Here is a 22,734-nt window from a genome sequence, read left to right on the forward strand (position 1 = left end):
GCGCTCAGAGGGCCAGTTTTTCCTTGAGGAAAGTGAAGGCGTCGGCAATGGCGATCTTGCTCGATGCGGCGTCGCGGCGGTGCTGGTATTCCAGCTGGCCGTCTTTCAGGCCGCGGTCGCCGATGGTGACGCGGTGCGGCACCCCGATGAGTTCCCAGTCGGCAAACATGGCACCGGGCCGTTCGCCCCGGTCGTCCAGGATCACGTCCACGCCGGCCGTGACCAGTTCGTCATGCAGCTTTTCCGCCGCCGCCTTCACCTCGGGAAAGCGGTCCGGGCTGATGGGGCAGAGCACCACGGTGAAGGGGGCAATCGCGTCCGGCCAGATGATGCCGCGCTCGTCATGGTTCTGCTCGATGGCGGCGGCCGGCAGGCGTGTGATGCCGATGCCGTAACAGCCCATTTCGAGGAATTGCGGCTTGCCGTTTTCGTCGAGAAAGGTCGCGTTCATCGTCTGGCTGTATTTGGTGCCGAGGTAGAACACATGGCCGACTTCGATGCCGCGCTCGATCGCCAGCACGCCCTGGCCGTCGGGCGAGGCGTCACCAGCCACCACATTGCGGATGTCGGCGATCAGGTCGGGCTCGGGCAGGTCCCGGCCCCAGTTCACGCCAGTGATGTGGAAGTCTGCCTCATTGGCGCCGCAGATCCAGTCGCTCATCACCGCCACCTCCCGGTCGGCCACGATGTGGAGCGGCTTCTTCAAGCCCACCGGTCCGAGGTAACCCGGCTTGCAGCCAAAGTGCGCGTCAATCTCTTCTCCGGTGGCAAAACGGAAGCCTGCACTGAGCCCCGGCAACTTGCCAAGCTTGACTTCGTTCATGTCGTGGTCGCCGCGCAGCAGCAGCAGCCAGACCTGGGTCTTGACCACTTCGTCGTAGTCGTTGAGTTCATCGGTGGCCAGCACCAGCGACTTGACGGTGCGAGCCAGCGGCAGCCCCAGCAGTTCGGCCACGTCGGCGCAGGTGGCCTTGCCCGGCGTCGGTGTCCTGGTCATGGCTTGCGCCGGATCGGGGCGCGCCGCCTGGGGCGCCAACGCCTCGGCTTTTTCCATGTTGGCGGCGTAGTCGCTGGCCGGGCAGTAGACGATGGCGTCTTCGCCGGTCGCGGCAATCACCTGGAACTCTTCACTGAGGTCGCCGCCAATCGCGCCGCTGTCGGCCGCGACGGCGCGGTAGGTCAGGCCGAAGCGGTCAAAAATCCGGCGGTAGGCCTGCGCCATCACCTGGTAGCTGGCTTTGGCGGCGGTCTGGTCGCGGTCAAAGCTGTAGGCGTCCTTCATGACGAACTCACGCCCGCGCATCAGGCCAAAGCGCGGCCGGCGTTCGTCGCGGAATTTGGTCTGGATCTGGTACAGGTTCTTCGGCAACTGCTTGTAGCTCTTGATGTCCTGGCGCATCACGTCGGTCACGACTTCCTCGCTGGTCGGCTGCACCACAAAGTCGCGGCCATGGCGGTCCTTGATGCGCAGCAGCTCCGGCCCCATGGATGCAAACCGGCCGGTTTCCTGCCAGAGCTCGGCCGGCTGGATCACTGGCATGCTCATTTCAACGGCGCCGGCGCGGTTCATCTCTTCGCGCACGATGGCTTCCACCTTGCGGATGACGCGCAGGCCCATGGGCATGTAGTTGTAGATGCCGGCGCCCAGTTTCTTGATCATGCCGGCGCGCATCATCAGCTGGTGGCTCACCACCTCGGCGTCGGCGGGCGCTTCCTTGAGGGTGGAAATGAAGAACTGGGAGGCTTTCATGGACGGTTTTTCCGGGCTTCGTGAGGTTTTTGGGACTGCCGCCCCGGCGTGCGCTTGGCTCTGAGCATTCTGCTGTGCATAATGGACTCAGTTTAAAAAATTGAGGTTTGATTATGCTTGACCGGGACGGCTTTCGGCCCAACGTCGGCATCATCTTGCTCAACCAGAGAAGTCAGGTATTTTGGGGCAAGCGTATCCGTACCCACTCGTGGCAGTTTCCGCAGGGTGGCATTGATCGGGGCGAAAATCCCGAGCAGGCCATGTTCCGCGAACTGCACGAAGAAGTGGGGCTGATGCCGCAACATGTGCAGTTGCTTGCCCGGACCCGGGACTGGTTGCGCTATGAGGTGCCTGACCGGTTTATCCGCCGCGATGCGCGCGGACATTACAAAGGCCAGAAACAGATCTGGTTTCTCCTGCAACTGGTCGGTCACGACTGGGACTTGAACCTGCGCGCGACCGACCATCCGGAGTTCGACGCCTGGCGCTGGAACGACTACTGGGTTCCGCTGGATGTGGTCGTTGAATTCAAGCGCGGCGTCTATGAAATGGCGCTGACCGAACTGTCGCGTTTTGTACCGCGTTTTGAAAATCGCTTCGAGCCGCGGCCCGACCACCGGAACCGCTATCTGCGCGGCGGCATGCGCCACCGCGATCCAGCCGATGCCGGTCCGGGCGAGCCGGGGCTGCGCGGTGCCGGCATGCCCGGCGCATCGTTCGAGTTGCCGCCCGGCGCAACCTTTGAACCCGATCCCCAAACCAGCTTCATGGCGGCTACCAGAAAAGACAAGCATGACATTTAAATCCTGGGGGGTGGCATGTTTGCTGGGCCTTTCCCTGACGGCCTGGGCGCAGCCCCATGTCAATACCGATCCCCTCGACTGGAAAGAAGGCGAGGTGCCAGCGCCATCGGCTTTTGACACGCGAAAACTTCTGACTTTTGAGGTGGCGGGTTCCTCGCTGGTTTTTGGCGTGGATCCGGCCACCTTGCGCATCTCGGACGACGGAATTGTCCGCTACGTGATGGTTGCGAGCAGTGCCAGCGGTGCGCGCAATGTGTTTTATGAAGGCCTGCGCTGTGTCAGCGGGGAGCTCAAGACCTATGCCCGCTACACCCCGGAAGGCGTCTGGGTCAAGGTGAACGAGCCGCAGTGGCGCTCGCTTTTCGGCAACCCGGCGACGCGGCATGCGCTGCAGCTGGCCAGGGCAGGGGCCTGCAACAACTCTGCGCCCCCGACCTCGGTCGAGGAAATGGTCCGCCTGCTGAAGACCCAGGGGCTCAGGCCGTAAGCACCAGGTTGGTCCGGTGAATCATTTCGGCTTCACCGGTGTAACCCAGCAGCTTTTCAAATTCTGAAGAAGGTTTGCGGCAGATCAGCCGGGCCTCCGCGCTGGAGTAGTTGGCCAACCCGCGGGCGACTTCGGTGCCGTCACCGTCGCGGATGGCAATCACGTCTCCCCGGGAAAATTCGCCCTGCACGGTGGTCATGCCGATGGGCAGCAGGCTTTTGCCCTCGTCGCGCACCTTGATGGCCGCGCCGGCGTCGACTGTCACCGCACCACGCAGTTGCAGGTGGTCGGCGATCCATTGCTTGCGGGCCTGGGTCTTCCCGGTCTGGGCAACCAGCAGCGTGCCGATGGCCTCGCCTTGCGTCAGGCGGATCAGGGCATTCGGTTCACGGCCCCAGGCAATCACGGTGGAGGCGCCGGAGCCAGCGGCACGTTTGGCCGCCAGGATTTTCGTGATCATGCCGCCCTTGCCGATGCTGGAGCCGGCGCCGCCCGCCATGGCTTCCAGCGCCGGGTCACCGGCATGGGCCTCATGGACAAACCGCGCCGAGGCATCCTTGCGCGGGTCGGCGGTGTACAGGCCCTTCTGGTCCGTCAGGATGACCAGCACGTCCGCGTCCACGAGGTTGGCCACCAGCGCACCCAGGGTGTCGTTGTCGCCGAACTTGATCTCGTCGTTGACCACGGTGTCGTTTTCATTGATCACCGGCACCACACCGAGCTGCAGCAAGGTCAGCAGGGTGGAGCGGGCATTGAGATACCGTTCGCGATCGGCGAGGTCGGCGTGGGTGAGCAGCACCTGGGCACTGCCGACGCCGTTTTCGCGCAGCTGGCTTTCGTAGACCTGCACCAGACCCATCTGGCCGACCGCGGCAGCGGCCTGCAGTTCATGGATGGCCTTGGGGCGCGTGGCCCAGCCCAGCCGTTTCATGCCCTCGGCGATGGCGCCGCTGCTGACCATGATGACTTCACGCCCGCTTTTGACCAGCACGGCGAGTTGCTGGCACCACTGCCCGATGGCCTGCGCATCCAGCCCCCGGCCTTCGTCGGTGACCAGGCTGGAGCCGACCTTGACGACGATGCGTCTGGCGTTGAGGAGGACGGTGGACGCTGTTTTTTCCTGCATGGTCAGGGTATTTTAGTGCTCCAGCCCATGGTGGCTGGATGCGAGTAGCTACTGTTTAAGTAGCGCGGCAAAAGGGCGGCTGCGGGCGTTTCAGGCGGCCGCCGGTGGCTCTGCCGGCAACTCCGCAAAACGCGGGTCGACCTCTTCCGGCTCCTGCTCGCTTTTTTGCACCGACTTGACATGCTGGTAAATCGTCTTGACCAGCTGCTCGCAGCCTTCGCGCGTCAGGGCCGAGATCTCGAAGACCGGTCCCTTGAACTTGAAGCGTTTGACAAAGTCCTTGACCAGCGCGGCACGCTTGTCCGCATCCACCATGTCGAGCTTGTTGAGCACGAGCCAGCGCGGCTTGTCATACAGCGCCGCATCGTACTTCTTGAGCTCGCCGACAATCGCCTTGGCCTGTGCAACCGGGTCGACGTTGTCGTCAAACGGCGCCATGTCCACGATGTGCAGCAGCAGCCGGGTGCGCTGCAGATGGCGCAGGAACAGGTGTCCCAGGCCGGCACCTTCGGATGCGCCCTCGATCAGACCGGGCAGGTCGGCGACCACAAAACTCTGCTCCGGCCCCACACGTACCACGCCCAGGTTGGGGTGCAGGGTGGTAAAGGGGTAGTCGGCAATACGCGGTCTGGCGTTGGAAATGGCCGAAATGAAGGTGGACTTGCCCGCATTGGGCATGCCCAGCAGGCCGACGTCGGCCAGCACTTTCAATTCCAGCTTGAGGCTTTTGTGTTCACCGGGCCAGCCTGGCGTCTTGCTGCGCGGCGCGCGGTTGGTCGAACTCTTGAAGCGCAGGTTGCCAAAGCCGCCGTCGCCGCCCTTGGCGATCAGCACTTCCTCGCCGGGGACCAGCAGCTCATACAGAACCTCGCCGGTTTCGGCGTCGGTCAGGATGGTGCCTACCGGCATCTTGAGGATGATGTCGTCGCCCTTGGCGCCAAACATGTCCGAGCCCATGCCATGCTCGCCATTGCGCGCATGGTGGCGGCGCGAAAACCGGAAATCCACCAAGGTGTTCAGGTTCACGTCCGCCAGGGCATACACATGCCCGCCGCGGCCGCCGTCCCCCCCGTTGGGGCCACCGAACTCCTTGTACTTCTCATGGCGGAAGGAGACGCAGCCACTCCCGCCATCGCCAGCGGCGATGTCAATATAGGCTTCGTCGACAAATTTCATGATTTAAAAGGGGGCCGGCAGCAGGGGCTGCCTGTATTCTGAAGATAGGTTACAAAGATTGGAAAACAAGAGGGGGCTCAAACAACAAAGCCCCGACCAAGCGGGGCTTCGATGCCATCGAAGTGATCAGCTTACGCTGGAGTCACGTTGACGGTGTGCTTGTTCAGCGCGCCCTTGACAGCAAACGATACCGAACCGTCCACCAGTGCAAACAGGGTGTGGTCCTTGCCGATGCCGACATTGACGCCCGGATGGAACTTGGTGCCACGCTGGCGCACGATGATGCTGCCTGCGTTGATCACTTCGCCGCCGAACTTCTTGACGCCCAGCATCTTTGGCTTGGAATCGCGCCCGTTTCGCGTAGAGCCGCCGCCTTTTTTCTGTGCCATTTTTCAATACTCCTTGGTGCGTCGCTGCTTAACCGGCGATGGCGCCGATTTGCAGTTCCGTGAAGTTCTGACGGTGACCTTGACGTTTTTGGTAGTGCTTGCGACGACGCATTTTGAAAATGCGCACTTTGTCGCCCCTGCCGTGAGACAGGACAGTTACCGTAACAGTAGCGCCGGACACCAAGGGCGTACCAACCGTGATTGTGCTGCCGCTTCCGACAGCCAATACCTGGTCAATAACGATCTCTTGGCCTACGTCCGCAGCAATCTGTTCTACTTTAATTTTTTCACCAGTGGCAACTTTGTATTGTTTGCCGCCGGTTTTTATGACCGCGTACATGTGAGACCTCGTATGTGAGTTCTGCGGACGGATTTCCACAGAGCCTTATATTCTAGCACGGCGCCATTATTTGGCGCAGAACCCTCGTTTCGGCGCCGCCGGGTGTGCCGGCTGGGGGCTTGCTTTCTATAATTCCTGAAATCTCATGTCTGGACCGTTTTGTCTGTAAATTCTTCTAGCACCGCCGCCGCACTGGCCCTGATTGCCGACGACATGCAGGCCATGGACGCCGTGATCGCACGCCGCCTGAGCACCGAGGTGCCCCTGGTCAGCCAGGTATCGCAGTACATCATCGCCGCCGGTGGCAAGCGCCTTCGCCCTGCGCTGCTGCTGCTGATGTGCGGCGCTTTGGGTTATCGGGGCGAGCAGCGTTTCAATCTGGCCGCCGTGGTGGAATTCATACATACGGCGACCTTGCTCCATGATGACGTGGTGGACGAGTCTGCCCTGCGCCGGGGCCGGGCCACCGCCAACGCTGCTTTTGGCAACCCGGCCAGTGTTCTGGTGGGGGATTTTCTGTATTCCAGGGCCTTCCAGATGATGGTCGATGCTGGCGACATGCGCGTCATGCAAACCCTGGCCGAGGCCACCAACATCATTGCCGAAGGTGAAGTGCTGCAATTGATGAACATGCACGACGCCGGCCTGTCCGAAGAAGGCTATTTGCGTGTGATCCGCTCCAAAACCGCCAAGCTGTTCGAGGCGAGCGCCCGGCTGGCTGCATTGCTGGCGCAGGCGCCGGCTGACATAGAGCTTGCCTGCGCCGATTACGGACAGGCATTGGGAACCGCCTTCCAGGTGATTGACGATGTGCTGGACTATGACGGTGATGCCGAGGAAATGGGGAAAAACCTCGGGGACGACCTGCGCGAGGGCAAGGCGACGCTGCCGCTGATCATCGCCATGCAGCGCGGCACCGCGGATGAGCAGGCCACCATCCGGCAAGCCATCGAAACCGGCGGGACGGGGCAGCTGCCCGAAATTGTGGCCATTGTCCGAAAGACTGGCGCCCTGCAGGCGACGCGGGACGCCGCCGCGGCGGAGGCTCAACGCGCTGTCCAGGCACTCACGGCGCTTGGGGTCAACCCCTACAGCGGGGCCTTGCTACAATTGGCATCCCAGCTGCTGCAGCGTCGTTCCTGACGCCGGACTGGGCACCTGTCGGGGTGTAGCTTAGCCTGGTAGAGCGCTACGTTCGGGACGTAGAGGCCGGAGGTTCGAATCCTCTCACCCCGACCATTCCTGGGTCCCTCCCGTTCCCCCATCCCGTCCGCGGATGGCTGATCTTTGCTTTGTTCCAACACCGGGTCAGAGGCAGAACGCATTTAGATTTACACCGCCAGATCTATCGGCGATGATGTCAATTTTGTCAATTCGGGCTGGATTCTAAAAACCATGGCAGCTGTCGATTCTGTAAGCAATGCACCCGCCGCGCTGGCATTGCCCGGCTTGGGCAGGGCGTTGGTCATTGCCGGCAAGCTGGGGCAGAAGGCTGCGGAGGACATCTTTCGCAAGGCCCAAAGCGGGCGTACCAGCTTTATCGCCGAATTGACGGGTTCCGGCGCGGTATCCCCGTCGGACCTCGCGCACACCATGTCCACCGCGTTTGCGGCCCCCCTTCTTGACTTGAATGCGATAGACACACAGCGCCTGCCCAAGGGTTTGCTGGACGCCAAAATCTGTCAGGCATACCGGATTGTGGTTCTCAGCAAGCGCAGCAACCGGCTGATCGTCGCGACGGCGGACCCGTCCGATCAGGAGGCTGCAGAAAAGATCAAGTTTTCCACCCAGATGGGGGTGGACTGGGTCATCGCCGAATACGACAAGCTGTCCAAGATGGTGGAGGCGTCTGCCACCACCGCGTCCGAGGCCATGGACAGCATCATTGGCGATGATTTTGAATTTGATGAATCCACCGCCGAGGCGGCCAGCGCGGACAGCAACGACACCGGTGTTTCGGAGGTCGAGGACGCGCCGGTTGTCAAGTTCCTGCACAAAATGCTGCTCGATGCATTCAGCATGCGGGCCTCGGACCTGCACTTCGAACCTTACGAGCACACCTACCGGGTGCGTTTTCGCATCGACGGCGAGTTGCGCGAGATTGCCTCGCCGCCCGTGGCCATCAAGGAGAAGCTGGCCTCGCGGATCAAGGTCATCTCGAAAATGGACATTTCGGAAAAGCGGGTTCCTCAAGACGGGAAGATGAAGCTGAAGATCGGTCCCGACCGCGTGATCGATTTCCGGGTCAGCACCTTGCCCACCATGTTCGGTGAAAAGATCGTGATCCGTATCCTGGATCCGAGCAGCGCCAAACTCGGCATTGACGCGCTGGGTTACGAGCCCATTGAAAAGGAGCGCCTGCTCAAGGCTGTGCAGCGTCCCTACGGCATGGTGCTGGTGACCGGTCCGACCGGCTCCGGCAAAACCGTGTCCCTGTACACCTGCCTGAATATCCTGAACAAGCCGGGCGTGAACATCGCCACGGCCGAGGACCCGGCCGAGATCAACCTGCCTGGCGTCAACCAGGTCAGCATGAACGACAAGGCCGGCCTGACCTTTTCCGTGGCCCTGAAAGCCTTTTTGCGGCAGGATCCGGACATCATCATGGTTGGCGAGATCCGTGATCTGGAAACCGCCGAAATTTCCATCAAGGCTGCCCAGACTGGCCACCTGGTGCTGTCCACCCTGCATACCAACGATGCGCCCGCCACGTTGACGCGCCTGCGCAACATGGGCATTGCTCCCTTCAACATTGCCTCGAGTGTCATCCTGATCACGGCCCAGCGCCTGGCGCGGCGTCTTTGCCCCAACTGCAAGGCACCCGCCGATATCCCGCGTGAGACCTTGCTGGAAGCCGGGTTCAAGGAAGAGGATGTGGATGGCACATGGACGCCTTACCGGCCGGTCGGCTGCTCCATGTGCAACAACGGTTACAAGGGCCGGGTCGGGGTATACCAGGTCATGCCCATCACCGAGGAACTCCAGCGCATCATCCTGCGCGACGGCAGCGCGCTCGAAATCGCTGCGCAGGCAGAGAGCGAAGGTGTCAAAAGTCTGCGCGGAGCGGGTCTGCACAAAGTCAAACTCGGCATGACCTCGCTCGAGGAAGTCCTGGCCTGCACCAATGTGTAGGCACTGGCTGTCCAACAGGCTGGTCGGTCGCGTCGCAGGACGTTTCGAGTCCCCAACATCACTTCCTTACTGAAGAAGGCACCATGGCAACTGCAGCATCCAGAGACATCAAGGAATTTGTCTTCGAGTGGGAAGGCAAGGATCGCAATGGCAAGCAGGTGCGGGGTGAAACCCGGGCTGTGGGGGAAAACCAGGTCAAGGCCTCCTTGCGCCGGCAGGGCGTACTGGCGACCAAGATCAAGAAGCGCAGCATGCGTTCGGGCAAGTCCATCAAGCCCCGGGATATCGCCATTTTCACGCGTCAGCTGGCCACCATGATGAAGGCCGGCGTGCCGCTGCTGCAGGCTTTCGACATTGTCGGGCGCGGCAACCCCAATGCCAGCGTGACCAAACTGCTCAATGACGTGCGCACCGATGTGGAAACCGGGACGTCCCTGAGCGCCGCCTTCCGCAAGTACCCGCTGTACTTCAATGCGCTGTATTGCAATCTGGTGGAAGCCGGCGAGGCGGCGGGTATTCTGGAGGCCTTGTTGGACCGCCTCGCGGTTTACATGGAAAAAACCGAGGCCATCAAGTCGAAAATCAAGTCGGCACTGATGTACCCGACCTCGGTGGTGGTGGTGGCGTTTGTGGTGGTCGCGGTGATCATGATTTTCGTCATTCCCGCGTTCAAGGAGGTGTTCTCCTCTTTCGGTGCGGATTTGCCGGCCCCGACCTTGTTTGTGATGGCGATCAGCGAGTTTTTTGTGGCTTACTGGTGGCTTATTTTTGGCAGCGTGGGCGGGGGAGTCTACTTTTTCATGCAGGCCTGGAAACGCAACGAAAAAGTGCAGCGATTCATGGACCGGCTCTTGCTGAAAGTGCCGGTGTTTGGCGCCCTGATTGAAAAATCCTGCATCGCCCGCTGGACGCGCACGCTGTCGACCATGTTCGCCGCCGGTGTGCCGCTGGTGGAGGCGCTGGACTCGGTCGGGGGCGCCTCCGGCAACTCCCTTTACGAGGATGCCACCCGGAAAATCCAGCAGGAAGTCTCGACCGGCACCAGCCTGACAGCGGCGATGGGCAATGCCAACCTGTTTCCGACCATGGTGTTGCAGATGTGCGCCATCGGCGAGGAGTCGGGTTCCGTGGATCACATGCTTGGCAAAGCGGCAGACTTTTATGAGGCCGAAGTCGATGAAATGGTGGCAGGCCTGTCCAGCCTGATGGAACCCATCATCATCGTGTTCCTCGGTGGCCTGATCGGCGGGATTGTGGTGTCCATGTACCTGCCGATCTTCAAACTGGGTCAAGTGGTCTGATGCCCGGGCTCGCGCTCGGCTTGCCGGTCGAATTCAACGCCGCGCTGGCCGGTATCCTGGGGCTGCTGGTTGGCAGTTTCCTCAATGTGGTCATTTACCGCTTGCCGAAAATGATGGAGCGGCAGTGGGCAGCGGAATGCGCCGAGCTTGCCGGCAAGGCCGCAGACAGCGCCGAAAAATTCAATCTGATGGTGCCCCGTTCCCGCTGCTCAAGCTGCGGTCATGTGATTGACTGGTACGAAAATATTCCCGTCCTGAGTTACCTTTTTCTGCGGGGGAAATGTTCTGTCTGTGGCACGAAATTCGGCTGGCGCTATCCGCTGGTGGAGGCCGTCACCGGTGCCTTGTTCTTTTTTTGCGCCTGGCGCTGGGGCTTGACCGCCACCGGCCTGGCCTGGAGCGGTTTTGCCGCCACCTTGCTGGCACTGGCGCTGATTGACTGGGACACCACGCTGTTGCCGGACGACGTGACCCTGCCGCTGCTCTGGGCGGGGTTGATCGTCGCCGCGCTGGGCTGGAACCCGGCGGTGCAACTCATGGATGCCCTGTGGGGGTCGGTGGCCGGTTACCTGTCCTTGTGGCTGGTGTACTGGGTTTTCAAACTGGTGACCGGCAAGGAAGGCATGGGTTACGGAGATTTCAAGCTTTTTGCGGCCCTGGGGGCCTGGTTCGGCTGGAGCGCGCTGGTGCCGATGATCCTGATGGCGTCGGTGATCGGTGCCCTGGTCGGCATCGCGTTGAAGTTCTCCAGCGGCTTGCGTGAAGGAGGGTATGTGCCCTTTGGTCCTTTCCTGGCAGGTGCGGGGTTGACGGCCATGGTGTTTGGTCCCCAGTCCATCCTGCGCTTCATCGGCTTGTAGCCTTATGCGGGCGTTGCGTGTGGGCTTGACGGGCGGCATTGGCAGCGGAAAAAGCACGGTTGCCGCCATGCTGGCCGACTGCGGCGCCGCAGTGATTGATTCCGACGCCATCGCGCGCCAGGTCACGGCGCCGGGGGGAGTTGCCATGGACCAGCTTGCCAGGCAGTTTGGTACCCGGTTCATCACGCCGGAAGGCGGCTTGAACCGCGACGCGATGCGCGAGCTGGTTTTTGCGGATGCCGGGGCAAAAAAGCAGCTGGAAGCCATTGTGCATCCGCTGGTCGGCGAAGAAACCGCCCGTCTGGCAGCGCGGGCCGCCAGTGCCTGCATCGTGTTTGATGTTCCCCTGCTGGTCGAGTCAGGGCGCTGGCGCCAGCGTGTGGACCAGGTGCTGGTGGTGGACTGCAGCGAGGCAACCCAGGTCAGCCGGGTGATGGCGCGTAACGGATGGACGCGTGAAGCGGTAGAACGTGTCATGGCCGGACAGGCCAGCCGCGACCAGCGGCTCGCCGCCGCCGACATCTGCATTTACAACGATGCGCCCCTGTCACTGGCCGCGCTGGCGGTGATGGTTCAGCAACTGTCGCAGCGCTTCGGGCTATGATGGATGGACAACCAACCCGCTGAAAAAGATATATCGCAGTGATCCTTTACGAGTATCCCTTCAACGAACGCATTCGTACCTATTTGCGACTTGAGCATTTGTTTCACCGCTTGGGTGAGCTGGCCGTGCGTGAACATCCGACCGACCACCATTACGCCATCACGACCATTTTCGAAATCATGGACGTGGCGGCCCGTGCCGACCTGAAGACCGATGTACTCAAGGACCTGGACCGGCAGAAACACACGCTCAACGGCTACCGCGGCAACCCGGCGATTTCCGAGGCGGTGCTGGATGAGGTCACCGGTCGGCTCGATGGTTGTTTTGCGGCCTTGAACAGCCTGCCCGGAAAAGCGGGGCAGTCCCTGACCGAAAACGACTGGCTCATGAGCATTCGCAGCCGCATCGGCATCCCCGGCGGAACCTGTGAATTCGATCTTCCCGCCTATTTTGCCTGGCAACACTTTGACGCACACCAGCGGCAGCAGGACTTGCAGCGCTGGATCGCCACGCTGGTGCCGCTGGCCGAGTCGGTCCGGATGTTGCTCAAGCTGCTGCGCGACTCCGGTCTGCCGCAAAAAGTCGTGGCGGCGGGCGGGCAGTACCAGCAAACCCTGCCGCAGGGACGTACTTTCCAGCTTCTGCGCCTGCTGATCGATCCGGGCCTGGGGCTGATTCCGGAGATCAGCGGCAACCGCCTGATGGTTTCCGTGCGCCTCATGCGCCATGAAAGCGACGACCGGCTGCACGCCTGCACCGACGACGCCGCGTTTGAACTGACGCTTTGTTCCTGAAACCGGCCTGTCGACGCAAGTGCTGACCCCCTGATTTCCAGCTTGAATTCCCGATGATGAACCCAGACCAGCCCCCACCCAAAACAGTGGTCTGCCCCACCTGCGGCGGCCCCAGCATTTATGCGCCGGAAAACCGGTTCAGGCCTTTTTGCAGTGAGCGCTGCAAAAATATCGATCTGGGCGCCTGGGCCAGCGAGGGTTTTCGCATGCCGGCCGACGCACCGCCGGATGACCAGATCTACGGCGACGCCCGATTGCAATAGGGCCGGTCATCGTGTAAAAACGGCAAGACGGCAGAACGGAAAAAATGGCAGGCCGTCGGTCAACAGGGAGGAGAGGGACCATGACTCAAGCATCCTTGGCGCGCCGCACGGCGGCCGTGTTGGCGGCGACCCTGCTGCTCGGCTTTGCGGCTGGCCCCAGCCTGGCGGCCAGCAAGAAGGCCCAGAAAAAGGTCAGCGCCCCGCCAGGCAAAAGCGTCAAGTTCATGCCCGGCTCGCAGGAAACCGCCAGGGAGCGCTCTGCCAGGCTCAAGCGCGAGTGCAAGGGCCGCGTCAATGCCGGGGCGTGTGAAGGGTACACCCAGTAAAAGCCGGCAGACCTGAAGGCGCCATGACCTGCCGGTGCCGGGCAGGCTTGCGGGGAAGGTCTGGGAAGGGTTTTATTCGGCGGGTGTGCCCAACACCTGCTGCAATTCGCCGCTCTCGTACATCTCCATCATGATGTCAGAGCCGCCGACAAATTCGCCTTTCACATACAGCTGGGGAATGGTCGGCCAGTTGCTGTATTCCTTGATGCCGTGGCGGATCTCTTCGTCTTCGAGCACGTTCACGGTGGCGGGCTTGGTCACGCCGCAGGCTTTGAGCACCTGGATCGCGCGTCCGGAAAAACCGCACATGGGGAACTGGGCCGTGCCTTTCATGAAAAGCACAACCTCACTGGACTTGACGATCTGGTCAATGCGTTGCTGGGTATCGTTCATGAGGGGTCCTTTGGATGGGAGTGGTTGGCGGCCGAGGGAAAGTCGGCCTTTGCTTTGCTCAAATAAATGGATGTCAGACGCGGTAAATCAATGGGGGATTATCCCGCCGTTTGGCTGTTGGTGGGCAGAACGGGGGCGGGCCAGCGCCCGCCCGAACAGCGGAGGGTGCCCGCCAGGTCGGCCCGGCTTTGCACTTCGGCAAAGCCCCGCTGCTGGAGCAGTTCGCACACCGCCCGGGCCTGGTCGTAGCCGTGTTCGAGCAGCAGCCAGCCTTGCGGCTGCAGGTAGGCCGGCGCCTGCGCGATGATTCGCCGGAGATCGTCCAGGCCGTCTTTTCCTGCCGTCAATGCCTGGATGGGTTCATGGTGCAGGGCGGGCAAATGCGGATCGGCATCGGCCACATAGGGCGGATTGCTGACAATCAGGTGAAAGGGCCCACCTATATTTTCGAACCAGTTGCTTTGCAGGAAATGAACTGGCAACTGGTGCTGCTCGGCGTTGGCCACCGCCACCGCCAGCGCATCGCTGCTGGCATCGACCGCCGTGACCTCAAGTGCGGGCCGGGTTTTTTTTAGTGCCAGGGCAATCGCGCCGCTGCCGGTGCCCAGGTCGAGCACCCGGGCGGACGCCGGCATGCCCGCTTGGGCCAGTTGTTGCAGCGCCCATTCCACCAGGGTTTCCGTGTCCGGACGCGGCACCAGCACGCGGCCATCAACCTGCAGTTCCAGGCCGAAGAACGCCTTGCTGCCGACCAGATAGGCCAGCGGTTCACCGGCGGTGCGGCGCAGGCTGAGTTCGTGGAAATACTGCGCCGCCTCTGCCGGCAAAGGGGTCGTGTCATGCGTGAGCAGCCAGGCGCGGTCGGCGCCGGGTTTGCCCAGCGCGTGCAGCAGCAGCAGCTGGGCGTCCAGCCGCTCCAGCCCCAATGTCCGGGCGGCGGTCAGTGCCTGCGCGCAGGTGAGGGTGGTCACGGGGAGGGCGTCAGTCACGGTGATTTGCTATTAAAACAGGAGCTAGCGGCGCTTGCCAATAAAGGGTTGGAGGCCAATTTTGCATTAAACATGCAGCCCTCAGCCGTTGGACGAGGTTTCCAGCTCCGCCAGCAGTTCGGCGCCGCGGGCGACCTGCAGGGCGGTGACCACGTCGTCCAGGTCGCCTTCCATGATGGACAGCAGCTTGTACAGCGTCAGGTTGATGCGGTGGTCGGTCAGCCGCCCCTGCGGAAAGTTGTAGGTCCGTATCCGGTCGCTTCGATCGCCACTTCCGATCAGGCCCTTGCGCATGGCCGCATCCTTGGCGGCGCGTTCGGAGCGGTCTTTTTCATGGATGCGGGCGGTCAGCACCTTCAGCGCCTGGGCCTTGTTGCCGTGCTGGCTGCGGCCCTCCTGGCACTCGGCGACGATGCCGGTCGGCAGGTGGGTGATGCGCACCGCCGAATCGGTCTTGTTGATGTGCTGGCCGCCGGCACCGCTGGCGCGGTAGGTGTCGATGCGCAGGTCGGCCGGGTTGACCTGGATGGCCACCGCCTCGTCGGGTTCGGGCAGCACCGCGACCGTACAGGCGCTGGTGTGGATGCGCCCCTGGGTTTCGGTGGCCGGCACGCGCTGCACGCGGTGGCCGCCGGACTCGAAACGCAGCTTGCCGTAAACGCCGACGCCCAAGGCATCAGGCGGGCCGTCGACGCGCAGCACCACTTCCTTGTAGCCGCCGAGCTCGCTGACCGACTCGCTGATGATCTCGACGGCCCAGCGCTTGCGCTCGGCGTAACGCGTGTACATGCGAAACAGGTCGGCCGCGAACAGCGCGGATTCGTCGCCGCCGGCGCCGGCGCGGATCTCGATGAACGCCGGGCGCGCATCGTCCGGGTCCTTGGGAATCAGCATCAGCTGCAGGGCTTCATCCAGGCGGGCAATGTCGGCCTGCGCGGCCATGATCTCTTCTTCCGCCATGGTCGCCATCTCGGGGTCGTCCCTGGCCTCGGCCAGCATGGCCTGCGCGCTGGCCAGATCAGCCTCGCGCGCCGTCAGCTGCTGGTACTGGGTGACCACGATGCTGGCCTCGGCGTGTTCACGCGTCAGGTTGCGAAAACGCTCCATGTTGCTGACCACGTCGGCGGCCGACAGCAGCGCGTCGAGCTCGTGCAGCCGGAAAATCTGGCGGTCAAGGGTCTGGCGGAGAAAGGGTTTCATTGAAGGCCGGGGGCAAAAACGTTCAGGAGACAGGCGGCCGGTGACCCGGCCCCGCGTTCAGCCCGCTGCGCGGGCTGTGGTTCGCGCGACAGTGGCGCTAACGCTCTTTCTGTTCCCGGGGCAGGTTGCCGCGCAAAAACAGCCGCGAGACGGTTTGCGCCGTCGCTTCGCGGTTGTCCGCATTGCCGGCATGCAGCTCGGCGAGTGCGCCGTGCAGCATTTTCTGCGTCAGCCCGCGCGACAGCGCCTCGAGGACCGCATCGACAGGTTCGCCTTTGGCCAGCAGTTTTTTGGCGCGGGCAATTTCCAGCGCTCGCCATTCGTCGGCCTGGGCGTTGAGCTGCTGGATCAGCGGCACGGTGCGCCGCTGGTCCAGCCAGTGCATGAAGTTCTGCACACCGGCGTCGATGATGACTTCGGCCTCGGCCACCGCGGCCTGCCGGCTGTCCTTGCCGGTTTGCACCACATGCGCCAGATCGTCGACGGTGTAGAGGTAGATGTCCGGCAGTTCCTTGACCTCCGGCTCGATGTCGCGCGGCACGGCCAGGTCCACCATGAACATCGGGCGGTGCTTGCGCAGCTTGACGGCGCGCTCGACCGCGCCCAGGCCGATGATGGGCAGGGTGCTGGCGGTGCAGCTGATCACCGCGTCGAACTCGTGCAGGCGGCTCGGCAGGTCGGCCAGGCGCATGACCTCGGCACCGAAGCGCCCGGCGAGTTTTTCGCCGCGCTCCAGGGTGCGGTTGGCCACGGTCATGGCTTTCGGGTTTTTGGCAGCAAAGTGGGTGGCGGCCAGGTCGATCATCTCGCCCGCGCCGACAAACAGCACCTTGATGTCGCTCAGATCCTCGAACAGCTGACCGGCCAGGCGCACCGAGGCGGCCGCCAGGCTGATGCTGTGCGCGCCGATTTCGGTGCTGGTGCGGACTTCCTTGGCGACCGCGAACGAGCGCTGGAACAGCTGGTGCAGCGTGGTGCCCATGGCGCCGGCGTCTTCGGCGGCGCGCACCGCGTCCTTCATCTGGCCCAGGATTTGCGGCTCGCCCAGCACCATGGAGTCCAGCCCGCTGGCGACGCGAAAAGCGTGGCGCGCGGCATGGTCGTTTTCCAGCGTGTAGGCGTGGGAGCGCAGCAGGGCCGGCGAGACGCCGCCGCGGTGCGCCAGCCATTCGAGCGTGTGCTCGAGGTCGGACTTGTCACCGGCGCAATAGATCTCGGTGCGGTTGCAGGTCGACAGCAGCGTGGCTTCGGGCTGGCGCGCCAGCGACTCGCGCAAGCCCCTCAAGGTGGGCTCGATCTGGTCGATGGCGAACGCAAACCGCCCGCGCAAATCGAGCGGTGCGGTGGTATGGTTGATGCCCAAGGTCCAGACTGACATGGCCTGATTATAAAATTGAAGAGATGGCCGGACGCGGACATTCTTTCAATGCCCTTGATACAGGGCAAGCCGGGGTGCCGACGGCCCGTCTGCCTTTTCGAATGACTTCTTTCAATCCGCCACCGGCATGACTGCACTCAACCTGACCAACCAGCTGCTCAATTTCATGGCCCCGGCCGCTTTTGTGGCGCTGTTCGTGGTGCTGGTGGCCCGTGTCTTTGCCCGGTTTTTCAGATCAAAAAGGCCGTTTGTCCTTTCCCCTGTTGCGCAGTTTGCTATTGTTTTTGTAGTCTCTCTGGCCCTGCTGGTGGCCGGGCTGGTCATTTTTGGCCGCGACGGCAAGATGGCCAGTTATGCCTTGCTGGCCGTGGGCGCGGCGACCTGCCAGTGGGTGTTGCTGCGCGGCTGGAGAGCCTGACCGCCCGCCTCAGGCGTCGGGCGCGAACAGGTCGAGCCGGTCAGTGATGATGCCGTCGGTCCCCAGATCAAGCAGGCGCTGGGCCGCCCACTCGTCGTTGACGGTGTAACTCAGGCAGCGAAACCCGGCGCTTTTGGCCTGCAGCACGGTGGAGCTGTCCCACAGGGCCTGGTTGCAGACCAGCGCCGCGCAGTCCAGCGTCAGCGCCGTTTCCAGCCAGCCCTTCCACAAATGGTCGAGCAGCAGGCCACGCGGCAGCTGCGCTTGCGCGGCTTGGGCAGCTTGCAGCGCCTCGGGCTGAAAAGAAGTCAGCAGCGGCGGGACGGCGGCGCCTTGCCACAGACGAGCCGCGGCGTTGGCCACGACCGTGCCCGTCCGGGCCTCGAGGCCGGGGGTGGGCTTGATCTCGATGTTCAGGAAATACCCGTTGCGCAGGCAATAACGTGCCACGTGGTCCAGGCTGGCCAGCGGCTCGCCGGCATAGGCGCGCGAGTGCCAGCTGCCGGCGTCGAGCCGCGACAGCGCGCCCCAGGGCTGCGCGCCGCCGGTGCCCTGGCCGCTGGTCGTTCGTTCCAGCGTGGCGTCATGCATCAGGAAGGGCAGGTCGTCGGCACTGAGCTTCACATCACATTCGAACATGCGGTAGCCGTGGCTGGCCCCGAGCCGGAAAGCGGCCAGCGTGTTTTCCGGCGCCAGCTTGCCCGCACCGCGGTGGGCGATCCAGCGCGGATAGGGCCAGGGGGTCAAAGCCGTTTGCCCGTTTCGGCGTCAAACCAGTGCAGCCGGTCCACGCGGGGGGCCACATGGATGGTGGCGCCAATCTCGGGCGTGGCCTGGCTTTCATCGGTGCGGACAATCAGGAATTCGTTGCCGAAACGGCAGTAAACCAGCCGCTCGGCACCCAGCATTTCCATCGTGTCGACCTGCACGGCCCAGCCGGTGCTGCCGATCTGCAGGTGCTCAGGCCGGATGCCGAGGATGGTGCCGGCTTGGCCGCCGAAGTCGGCGTTGGGCGCGTGTTTGAGCAGGTTCATCGGCGGTGAGCCCATGAAACTCGCGACAAAGGTGGTGGCCGGACGGTTGTAAACCTCTTCGGGCGTGCCGAACTGCTCCATGCGGCCGGCGTTCATGACAATCATGCGTTGCGCCAGCGTCATGGCCTCGACCTGGTCGTGGGTGACGAACAGCGAGGTGATGCCGAGCTCGCGGTGCAGTTTCTGGATCTCCAGCCGGGTTTGCACCCGCAGCTTGGCGTCCAGGTTGGACAGCGGCTCGTCGAACAAAAACACCTGCGGCTGGCGCACGATGGCGCGGCCCATGGCGACGCGCTGGCGCTGGCCGCCCGAGAGCTGGCGCGGCTTGCGGTCGAGCAGGTGGCCCAGCTCCAGGATGCCGGCGGCCTTGTCGACGCGCTGCTTGATCTCGGCAATCGGCATTTTCTTGATCTTCAGGCCGTAGGCCATGTTGTCGAACACGCTCATGTGCGGGTACAGCGCATAGTTCTGGAACACCATGGCGATGTCGCGTTCGGCCGGCTCCAGCTCGTTGACCACGCGCCCGCCAATGGAGATCTCGCCGCCGGAAATTTCTTCCAGGCCGGCCACCATGCGCAGCAGGGTGGACTTGCCGCAGCCCGACGGCCCGACGATGACGATGAATTCGTGGTCGGCGATCTCGGCGCTCACGCCGTGGATGACCTGCAGTTCCTGCTTGCCCTTGCCGTACTTCTTGACGACGTCTTTGAGTTGAATTGAAGCCATTATTTTTCCGTATCCACAAGACCCTTGACGAACCACTTCTGCATCAGCATCACGACGATGGCCGGCGGCAGCATGGCCAGGATGGCCGTCGCCATCACCACGTTCCATTCGATGTACACCTCGCCGAAGATCAGGCGCTTGATGCCCATCACGATGGGGTACATCCTTTCATCGGTGGTGACCAGCAGCGGCCACAGGTACTGGTTCCAGCCGTAGATGAACTGGATCACGAACAGCGCGGCGATCGAGGTTTTCGACAGCGGCAGCAACACGTCCTTGAAAAAGCGCATCGGGCCGGCGCCGTCCATGCGTGCGGCCTCCACCAGCTCATCGGGCACGGTCAGGAAAAACTGCCGGAACAAAAACGTGGCCGTGGCCGAGGCGATCAGTGGCACCGTCAGGCCCGCCATGCTGTTGAGCATGCCCAGGTTGGACACCACCTCGTAGGTCGGACCGATGCGCACCTCGACCGGCAGCATCAGCGTGACGAACACCATCCAGAACACCAGGTTCTTGAAGGGAAAGCGGAAGTACACGATGGCAAAGGCCGAGAGCAGCGAAATCGCGATCTTGCCGATGGCGATGATCAGCGCGCTGGACAGGCTGATCAGCATCATCGGCCCGGCCGCGCCGATGCTGGCGCCGGCTTCGGTCTTGCCGCCGAACAGCGCCAGCCTGTAGCTCTCGATGAAATTGTTGCCCGGCAGCAGCGAGATCGGGTTGCTGGTCATGATCTGCGCGGCGGTTTGCGTGGACCCGATGAAGGTCACGTAGATCGGAAAAAACACGATCAGCACCCCGAGGATCAGGATCAGGTGCGAGAAGAAATCGAGGATGGGGTTTTTCTGGATCATCAGTAATTCACCTTCTTCTCGACAAACTTGAACTGGATCACCGTCAGTGCAACGACGATCACCATCAGCACCACCGATTGCGCGGCAGAACCATTGATGTCGAGCGCCTTGAAACCGTCGTAATAGACCTTGTAGACCAGGATGGAGGTGTCTTTGCCGGGGCCGCCGTGCGTGGCCGCATCGACGATGGCGAAGGTGTCGAAGAAGGCGTAGACGATGTTGACGACCAGCAGGAAAAAGGTGGTCGGCGACAGCAGCGGGAACACGATGCTCCAGAAACGTTTCCACGGGGATGCGCCGTCGATGGTGGCGGCCTCGATCAGCGAATGCGGAATCGACTGCAGGCCCGCCAGGAAGAACAGGAAGTTGTAGGAAATCTGCTTCCAGACCGCGGCCATGACGATCAGCGCCATCGCGTGGTTGCCGTTGAGCACATGGTCCCACTCGAAGCCGACTTCACGCAGGGCATAGGCCAGCACGCCGTAGGGCGAGGCGAACATCATCAGCCAGAGCACGCCGGCCACGACGGGCGCGGTGGCGTACGGCCAGATCAGCAGCGTCTTGTAGATGCCGGCGCCGCGCACGACGCGGTTCGCCATGACCGCCAGCAGCAGGGCGATGGTCAGTCCCGAGACCGCCACCAGGCCGGAGAAGAGGGCGGTGGTGTAGAAGGACTCGAGGTAGGACGGATCGGCGAACAGGCGGCGGAAGTTTTCCAGGCCGACAAATTCGCTGGAGGAGCCGAAGGCATCTTCGAGCAGCAGGCTCTGGTAGAGCGCCTGACCGGCCGGCCAGAAAAAGAAAACCAGGATCACCGCCATCTGCGGTGCAATCAGCACCCAGGGCAGCCAGACCGATTTGAAAAGAACCCGTTTTTCCATGACACGCTATAAAAATAATAGCCGCCGAATCCCGTAGAACGGGGGTCGACAGCTATATTGGCTTTAAAGGGCGGTGCGGACACCGCCCCGCCTGATCAGGACTTGTTGGCTTTCTGGAAGCGCTCGAGCTGCTCGTTGCCGCGCTTGACGGCCGTATCGAGCGCATCTTTCGGGGTTTTGCTGCCTTTCCAGACGCCTTCGAGTTCCTCGTCAATGATAGTGCGAATCTGCACGAAGTTGCCCAGACGCACGCCGCGCGACTTGTCCGTGGTTTTGCGGATCATCTGGGTGACCGACACATCGGTGCCCGGGTTTTTCTTGTAGAAGCCGGACTTGTCGGTCATCTCGAACGAAGCCTTGGTGACCGGCAGGTAACCGGTGCGCTGGTGGCTGGCCGCAGCCACTTCAGGCTTGGACAGGTAGCTGAAGAAGGAGGCGATGGCCTTGTATTCTTCCGGCTTTTTGCCCGACATGGCCCACAGGCTGGCGCCGCCAATCACGGTGTTCTGCGGTGCGCCCGGGACATCGGGGTAGTAGGGCAGGGTGCCGATGCCGTAGCCGAACTTGCCGTTGCGCACCACACTGCCGTAGAGCGCCGACGAGCCGGTCGCCATGGCGCATTCGCCCGAGACAAAGGTCGCGTCAGCCGCGTTGTTGCGGCCCTTGTAGACGAACAGGCCGGTTTTGGCCATGTTCGCCAGGTTTTCGATGTGGCGCACATGCAGCGGGGTGTTGAAGGCCAGACGTGTGTCCAGGCCGCCGAAGCCGTTGTTCTTGGTGGCGTACAACACGTTGTGCCAGGCCGAGAAACTTTCCAGTTGCGTCCAGCTGATCCAGCTGGTGGTGAACGGGCACTTGTGGCCCGAGGCCTTGAGCTTGGCGGCGGCCAGCGCCACTTCGGGCCAGGTGGTGGGTGGTTTCTCGGGGTCCAGGCCGGCGGCCTTGAACGCGTCCTTGTTGTAGTGGAAGACCGGGGTCGAGCTGTTGAAGGGGAAGCTCAGCATCTGGCCGTTGGGTGCCGTGTAGTAGCCGGCGACCGCAGGCACGTAGGCGCCCGGATCGAACGGCAGGCCGGATTGCTTCATGACTTCGCCGACCGGCTTGATCGCGCCCTTGGAGGCCATCATGGTGGCGGTGCCGACCTCAAAGACCTGCAGGATGTGCGGCGCATTGCCGGCACGGTAGGCGGCGATGGCGGCGGTCATGGACTCGTCGTAGCTGCCCTTGAAGGTGGGCGTGATCTTGTAGTCCTTCTGGCTGGCATTGAAATCCTTGGCCAGGTCATTGACCCATTCGCCGAGGGCGCCGCCCATGGAGTGCCACCACTGGACTTCGGTTTGTGCCTGGCTGGCCAGCGGAAGGCAAAAAGCGCAGGCAGCAAGGGCCGCCGCCGTAAAACGGTTCTTCATGAAAACTCCTGAGTTGGGGTAACGTTCAGTGTACGAACTGATTGTGACAAGTCATTTAAACGACCCCATGGTGCTTTAACAAGCGGGATTTCCATGAGGCC

General features: G+C 62.5%; 25 protein-coding genes and 1 tRNA gene. 12 read left to right on the forward strand and 14 right to left on the reverse strand.

What is annotated here, in order from left to right; translation table 11 throughout:
- Positions 1 to 4: 4 nt before the first annotated feature.
- A complete protein-coding gene (locus B7G53_RS10090; protein ID WP_096667171.1) occupies positions 5 to 1,750 on the reverse strand; it encodes a proline--tRNA ligase in 1,746 nt (581 codons plus the stop codon).
- 113 nt (positions 1,751 to 1,863) lie between these two features.
- Between B7G53_RS10090 and B7G53_RS10095 the strand changes: the two genes are divergently transcribed.
- Both B7G53_RS10095 and B7G53_RS10100 read left to right on the forward strand, forming a co-directional pair.
- Positions 1,864 to 2,553 carry an RNA pyrophosphohydrolase gene (locus B7G53_RS10095; protein WP_096667172.1) on the forward strand — a complete coding sequence of 230 codons (690 nt, stop codon included), beginning with the start codon at positions 1,864 to 1,866 and terminating at the stop codon, positions 2,551 to 2,553.
- Positions 2,543 to 3,040 carry a CNP1-like family protein gene (locus B7G53_RS10100; RefSeq protein ID WP_096667174.1) on the forward strand — a complete coding sequence of 166 codons (498 nt, stop codon included), beginning with the start codon at positions 2,543 to 2,545 and terminating at the stop codon, positions 3,038 to 3,040. Before B7G53_RS10095 ends, B7G53_RS10100 begins: the two co-directional genes overlap by 11 nt.
- Here B7G53_RS10100 and proB read toward each other — a convergent pair.
- The 4 genes from proB to rplU form a co-directional block, all read right to left on the reverse strand.
- Entirely contained in the window at positions 3,030 to 4,166 is a 1,137-nt protein-coding gene (gene proB / locus B7G53_RS10105) for a glutamate 5-kinase (RefSeq protein WP_096667176.1), read from the reverse strand. The two genes, B7G53_RS10100 and proB, sit on opposite strands and share 11 nt — an antisense overlap.
- Positions 4,167 to 4,256: 90 nt before the next feature.
- A complete protein-coding gene (cgtA, locus tag B7G53_RS10110; RefSeq protein WP_096667178.1) occupies positions 4,257 to 5,342 on the reverse strand; it encodes an Obg family GTPase CgtA in 1,086 nt (361 codons plus the stop codon).
- Positions 5,343 to 5,473: 131 nt separating this feature from the next.
- Positions 5,474 to 5,731, reverse strand: a complete 258-nt coding sequence (gene rpmA, locus B7G53_RS10115) for a 50S ribosomal protein L27 (RefSeq protein WP_096667180.1) — start codon at positions 5,729 to 5,731, stop codon at positions 5,474 to 5,476.
- A gap of 28 nt (positions 5,732 to 5,759) precedes the next feature.
- A complete protein-coding gene (rplU, locus tag B7G53_RS10120) occupies positions 5,760 to 6,071 on the reverse strand; it encodes a 50S ribosomal protein L21 (RefSeq protein ID WP_096667182.1) in 312 nt (103 codons plus the stop codon).
- Between the two features lie 159 nt (positions 6,072 to 6,230).
- On the opposite strand from rplU, the gene B7G53_RS10125 reads away from it, so the two are divergent.
- The 9 genes from B7G53_RS10125 (at position 6,231) to B7G53_RS10165 (ending at position 13,351) form a co-directional block, all read left to right on the forward strand.
- Positions 6,231 to 7,214 carry a polyprenyl synthetase family protein gene (locus tag B7G53_RS10125; protein ID WP_096667184.1) on the forward strand — a complete coding sequence of 328 codons (984 nt, stop codon included), beginning with the start codon at positions 6,231 to 6,233 and terminating at the stop codon, positions 7,212 to 7,214.
- Between the two features lie 19 nt (positions 7,215 to 7,233).
- Positions 7,234 to 7,310: transfer RNA gene (locus B7G53_RS10130), tRNA-Pro, on the forward strand.
- A 156-nt stretch (positions 7,311 to 7,466) separates the two neighbouring features.
- On the forward strand, positions 7,467 to 9,203 hold the full coding sequence (pilB, locus tag B7G53_RS10135; protein WP_096667186.1) for a type IV-A pilus assembly ATPase PilB: 1,737 nt from the start codon (positions 7,467 to 7,469) through the stop codon (positions 9,201 to 9,203).
- Positions 9,204 to 9,286: 83 nt separating this feature from the next.
- A complete protein-coding gene (locus tag B7G53_RS10140) occupies positions 9,287 to 10,504 on the forward strand; it encodes a type II secretion system F family protein (protein ID WP_096667188.1) in 1,218 nt (405 codons plus the stop codon).
- Positions 10,504 to 11,364, forward strand: a complete 861-nt coding sequence (locus B7G53_RS10145; RefSeq protein WP_096667190.1) for a prepilin peptidase — start codon at positions 10,504 to 10,506, stop codon at positions 11,362 to 11,364. The genes B7G53_RS10140 and B7G53_RS10145 overlap by 1 nt, the downstream gene beginning before the upstream one ends.
- A gap of 4 nt (positions 11,365 to 11,368) precedes the next feature.
- The gene (gene coaE, locus B7G53_RS10150) at positions 11,369 to 11,968 is read left to right on the forward strand and encodes a dephospho-CoA kinase (RefSeq protein WP_096667192.1); all 600 of its coding nucleotides are present in this window, start codon (positions 11,369 to 11,371) and stop codon (positions 11,966 to 11,968) included.
- A gap of 38 nt (positions 11,969 to 12,006) precedes the next feature.
- Complete coding sequence (gene zapD / locus B7G53_RS10155; RefSeq protein ID WP_096667194.1) at positions 12,007 to 12,762, forward strand: cell division protein ZapD; 756 nt, start codon at positions 12,007 to 12,009, stop codon at positions 12,760 to 12,762.
- 56 nt (positions 12,763 to 12,818) lie between these two features.
- On the forward strand, positions 12,819 to 13,025 hold the full coding sequence (locus B7G53_RS10160; protein ID WP_096667289.1) for a DNA gyrase inhibitor YacG: 207 nt from the start codon (positions 12,819 to 12,821) through the stop codon (positions 13,023 to 13,025).
- An 80-nt stretch (positions 13,026 to 13,105) separates the two neighbouring features.
- Positions 13,106 to 13,351, forward strand: coding sequence for a hypothetical protein (locus B7G53_RS10165; protein WP_141396317.1), 246 nt, complete (start codon positions 13,106 to 13,108; stop codon positions 13,349 to 13,351).
- A gap of 72 nt (positions 13,352 to 13,423) precedes the next feature.
- On the opposite strand, the gene grxD is transcribed toward B7G53_RS10165, so the two are convergent.
- The 4 genes from grxD to hemA form a co-directional block, all read right to left on the reverse strand.
- Positions 13,424 to 13,744 (reverse strand): Grx4 family monothiol glutaredoxin, encoded by a 321-nt coding sequence (gene grxD, locus B7G53_RS10170; protein WP_096667198.1) that lies wholly within the window; start codon positions 13,742 to 13,744, stop codon positions 13,424 to 13,426.
- A 98-nt stretch (positions 13,745 to 13,842) separates the two neighbouring features.
- Entirely contained in the window at positions 13,843 to 14,733 is an 891-nt protein-coding gene (gene prmC, locus B7G53_RS10175) for a peptide chain release factor N(5)-glutamine methyltransferase (RefSeq protein ID WP_255249961.1), read from the reverse strand.
- An 81-nt stretch (positions 14,734 to 14,814) separates the two neighbouring features.
- Positions 14,815 to 15,933: a peptide chain release factor 1 gene (gene prfA, locus B7G53_RS10180; protein ID WP_096667201.1), complete on the reverse strand. Its 1,119-nt coding sequence runs from the start codon at positions 15,931 to 15,933 to the stop codon at positions 14,815 to 14,817.
- A gap of 97 nt (positions 15,934 to 16,030) precedes the next feature.
- Positions 16,031 to 17,311 (reverse strand): glutamyl-tRNA reductase, encoded by a 1,281-nt coding sequence (gene hemA / locus B7G53_RS10185; RefSeq protein ID WP_096667203.1) that lies wholly within the window; start codon positions 17,309 to 17,311, stop codon positions 16,031 to 16,033.
- 127 nt (positions 17,312 to 17,438) lie between these two features.
- Here hemA and B7G53_RS10190 point away from each other — a divergent pair, with 127 nt between their 5' ends.
- On the forward strand, positions 17,439 to 17,729 hold the full coding sequence (locus B7G53_RS10190) for a hypothetical protein (RefSeq protein ID WP_096667205.1): 291 nt from the start codon (positions 17,439 to 17,441) through the stop codon (positions 17,727 to 17,729).
- Positions 17,730 to 17,738: 9 nt separating this feature from the next.
- Here the strand turns inward: B7G53_RS10190 and ugpQ are convergent, their stop codons facing one another.
- From ugpQ to ugpB, 5 genes are all read right to left on the reverse strand, one after another.
- Positions 17,739 to 18,476 (reverse strand): glycerophosphodiester phosphodiesterase, encoded by a 738-nt coding sequence (gene ugpQ, locus B7G53_RS10195; RefSeq protein WP_096667207.1) that lies wholly within the window; start codon positions 18,474 to 18,476, stop codon positions 17,739 to 17,741.
- The gene (locus B7G53_RS10200) at positions 18,473 to 19,489 is read right to left on the reverse strand and encodes a sn-glycerol-3-phosphate import ATP-binding protein UgpC (RefSeq protein ID WP_096667208.1); all 1,017 of its coding nucleotides are present in this window, start codon (positions 19,487 to 19,489) and stop codon (positions 18,473 to 18,475) included. Before B7G53_RS10200 ends, ugpQ begins: the two co-directional genes overlap by 4 nt.
- Positions 19,489 to 20,343, reverse strand: coding sequence for a sn-glycerol-3-phosphate ABC transporter permease UgpE (ugpE, locus tag B7G53_RS10205; protein ID WP_096667210.1), 855 nt, complete (start codon positions 20,341 to 20,343; stop codon positions 19,489 to 19,491). The genes B7G53_RS10200 and ugpE overlap by 1 nt, the downstream gene beginning before the upstream one ends.
- Positions 20,343 to 21,224, reverse strand: a complete 882-nt coding sequence (ugpA, locus tag B7G53_RS10210; protein ID WP_096667212.1) for a sn-glycerol-3-phosphate ABC transporter permease UgpA — start codon at positions 21,222 to 21,224, stop codon at positions 20,343 to 20,345. Before ugpA ends, ugpE begins: the two co-directional genes overlap by 1 nt.
- Before the next feature lie 95 nt (positions 21,225 to 21,319).
- On the reverse strand, positions 21,320 to 22,633 hold the full coding sequence (ugpB, locus tag B7G53_RS10215) for a sn-glycerol-3-phosphate ABC transporter substrate-binding protein UgpB (RefSeq protein WP_096667214.1): 1,314 nt from the start codon (positions 22,631 to 22,633) through the stop codon (positions 21,320 to 21,322).
- Between the last annotated feature and the right edge of the window lie 101 nt (positions 22,634 to 22,734).

Source organism: Polaromonas sp. AET17H-212 (assembly GCF_002379085.1).
GTDB lineage: Bacteria > Pseudomonadota > Gammaproteobacteria > Burkholderiales > Burkholderiaceae_C > Polaromonas.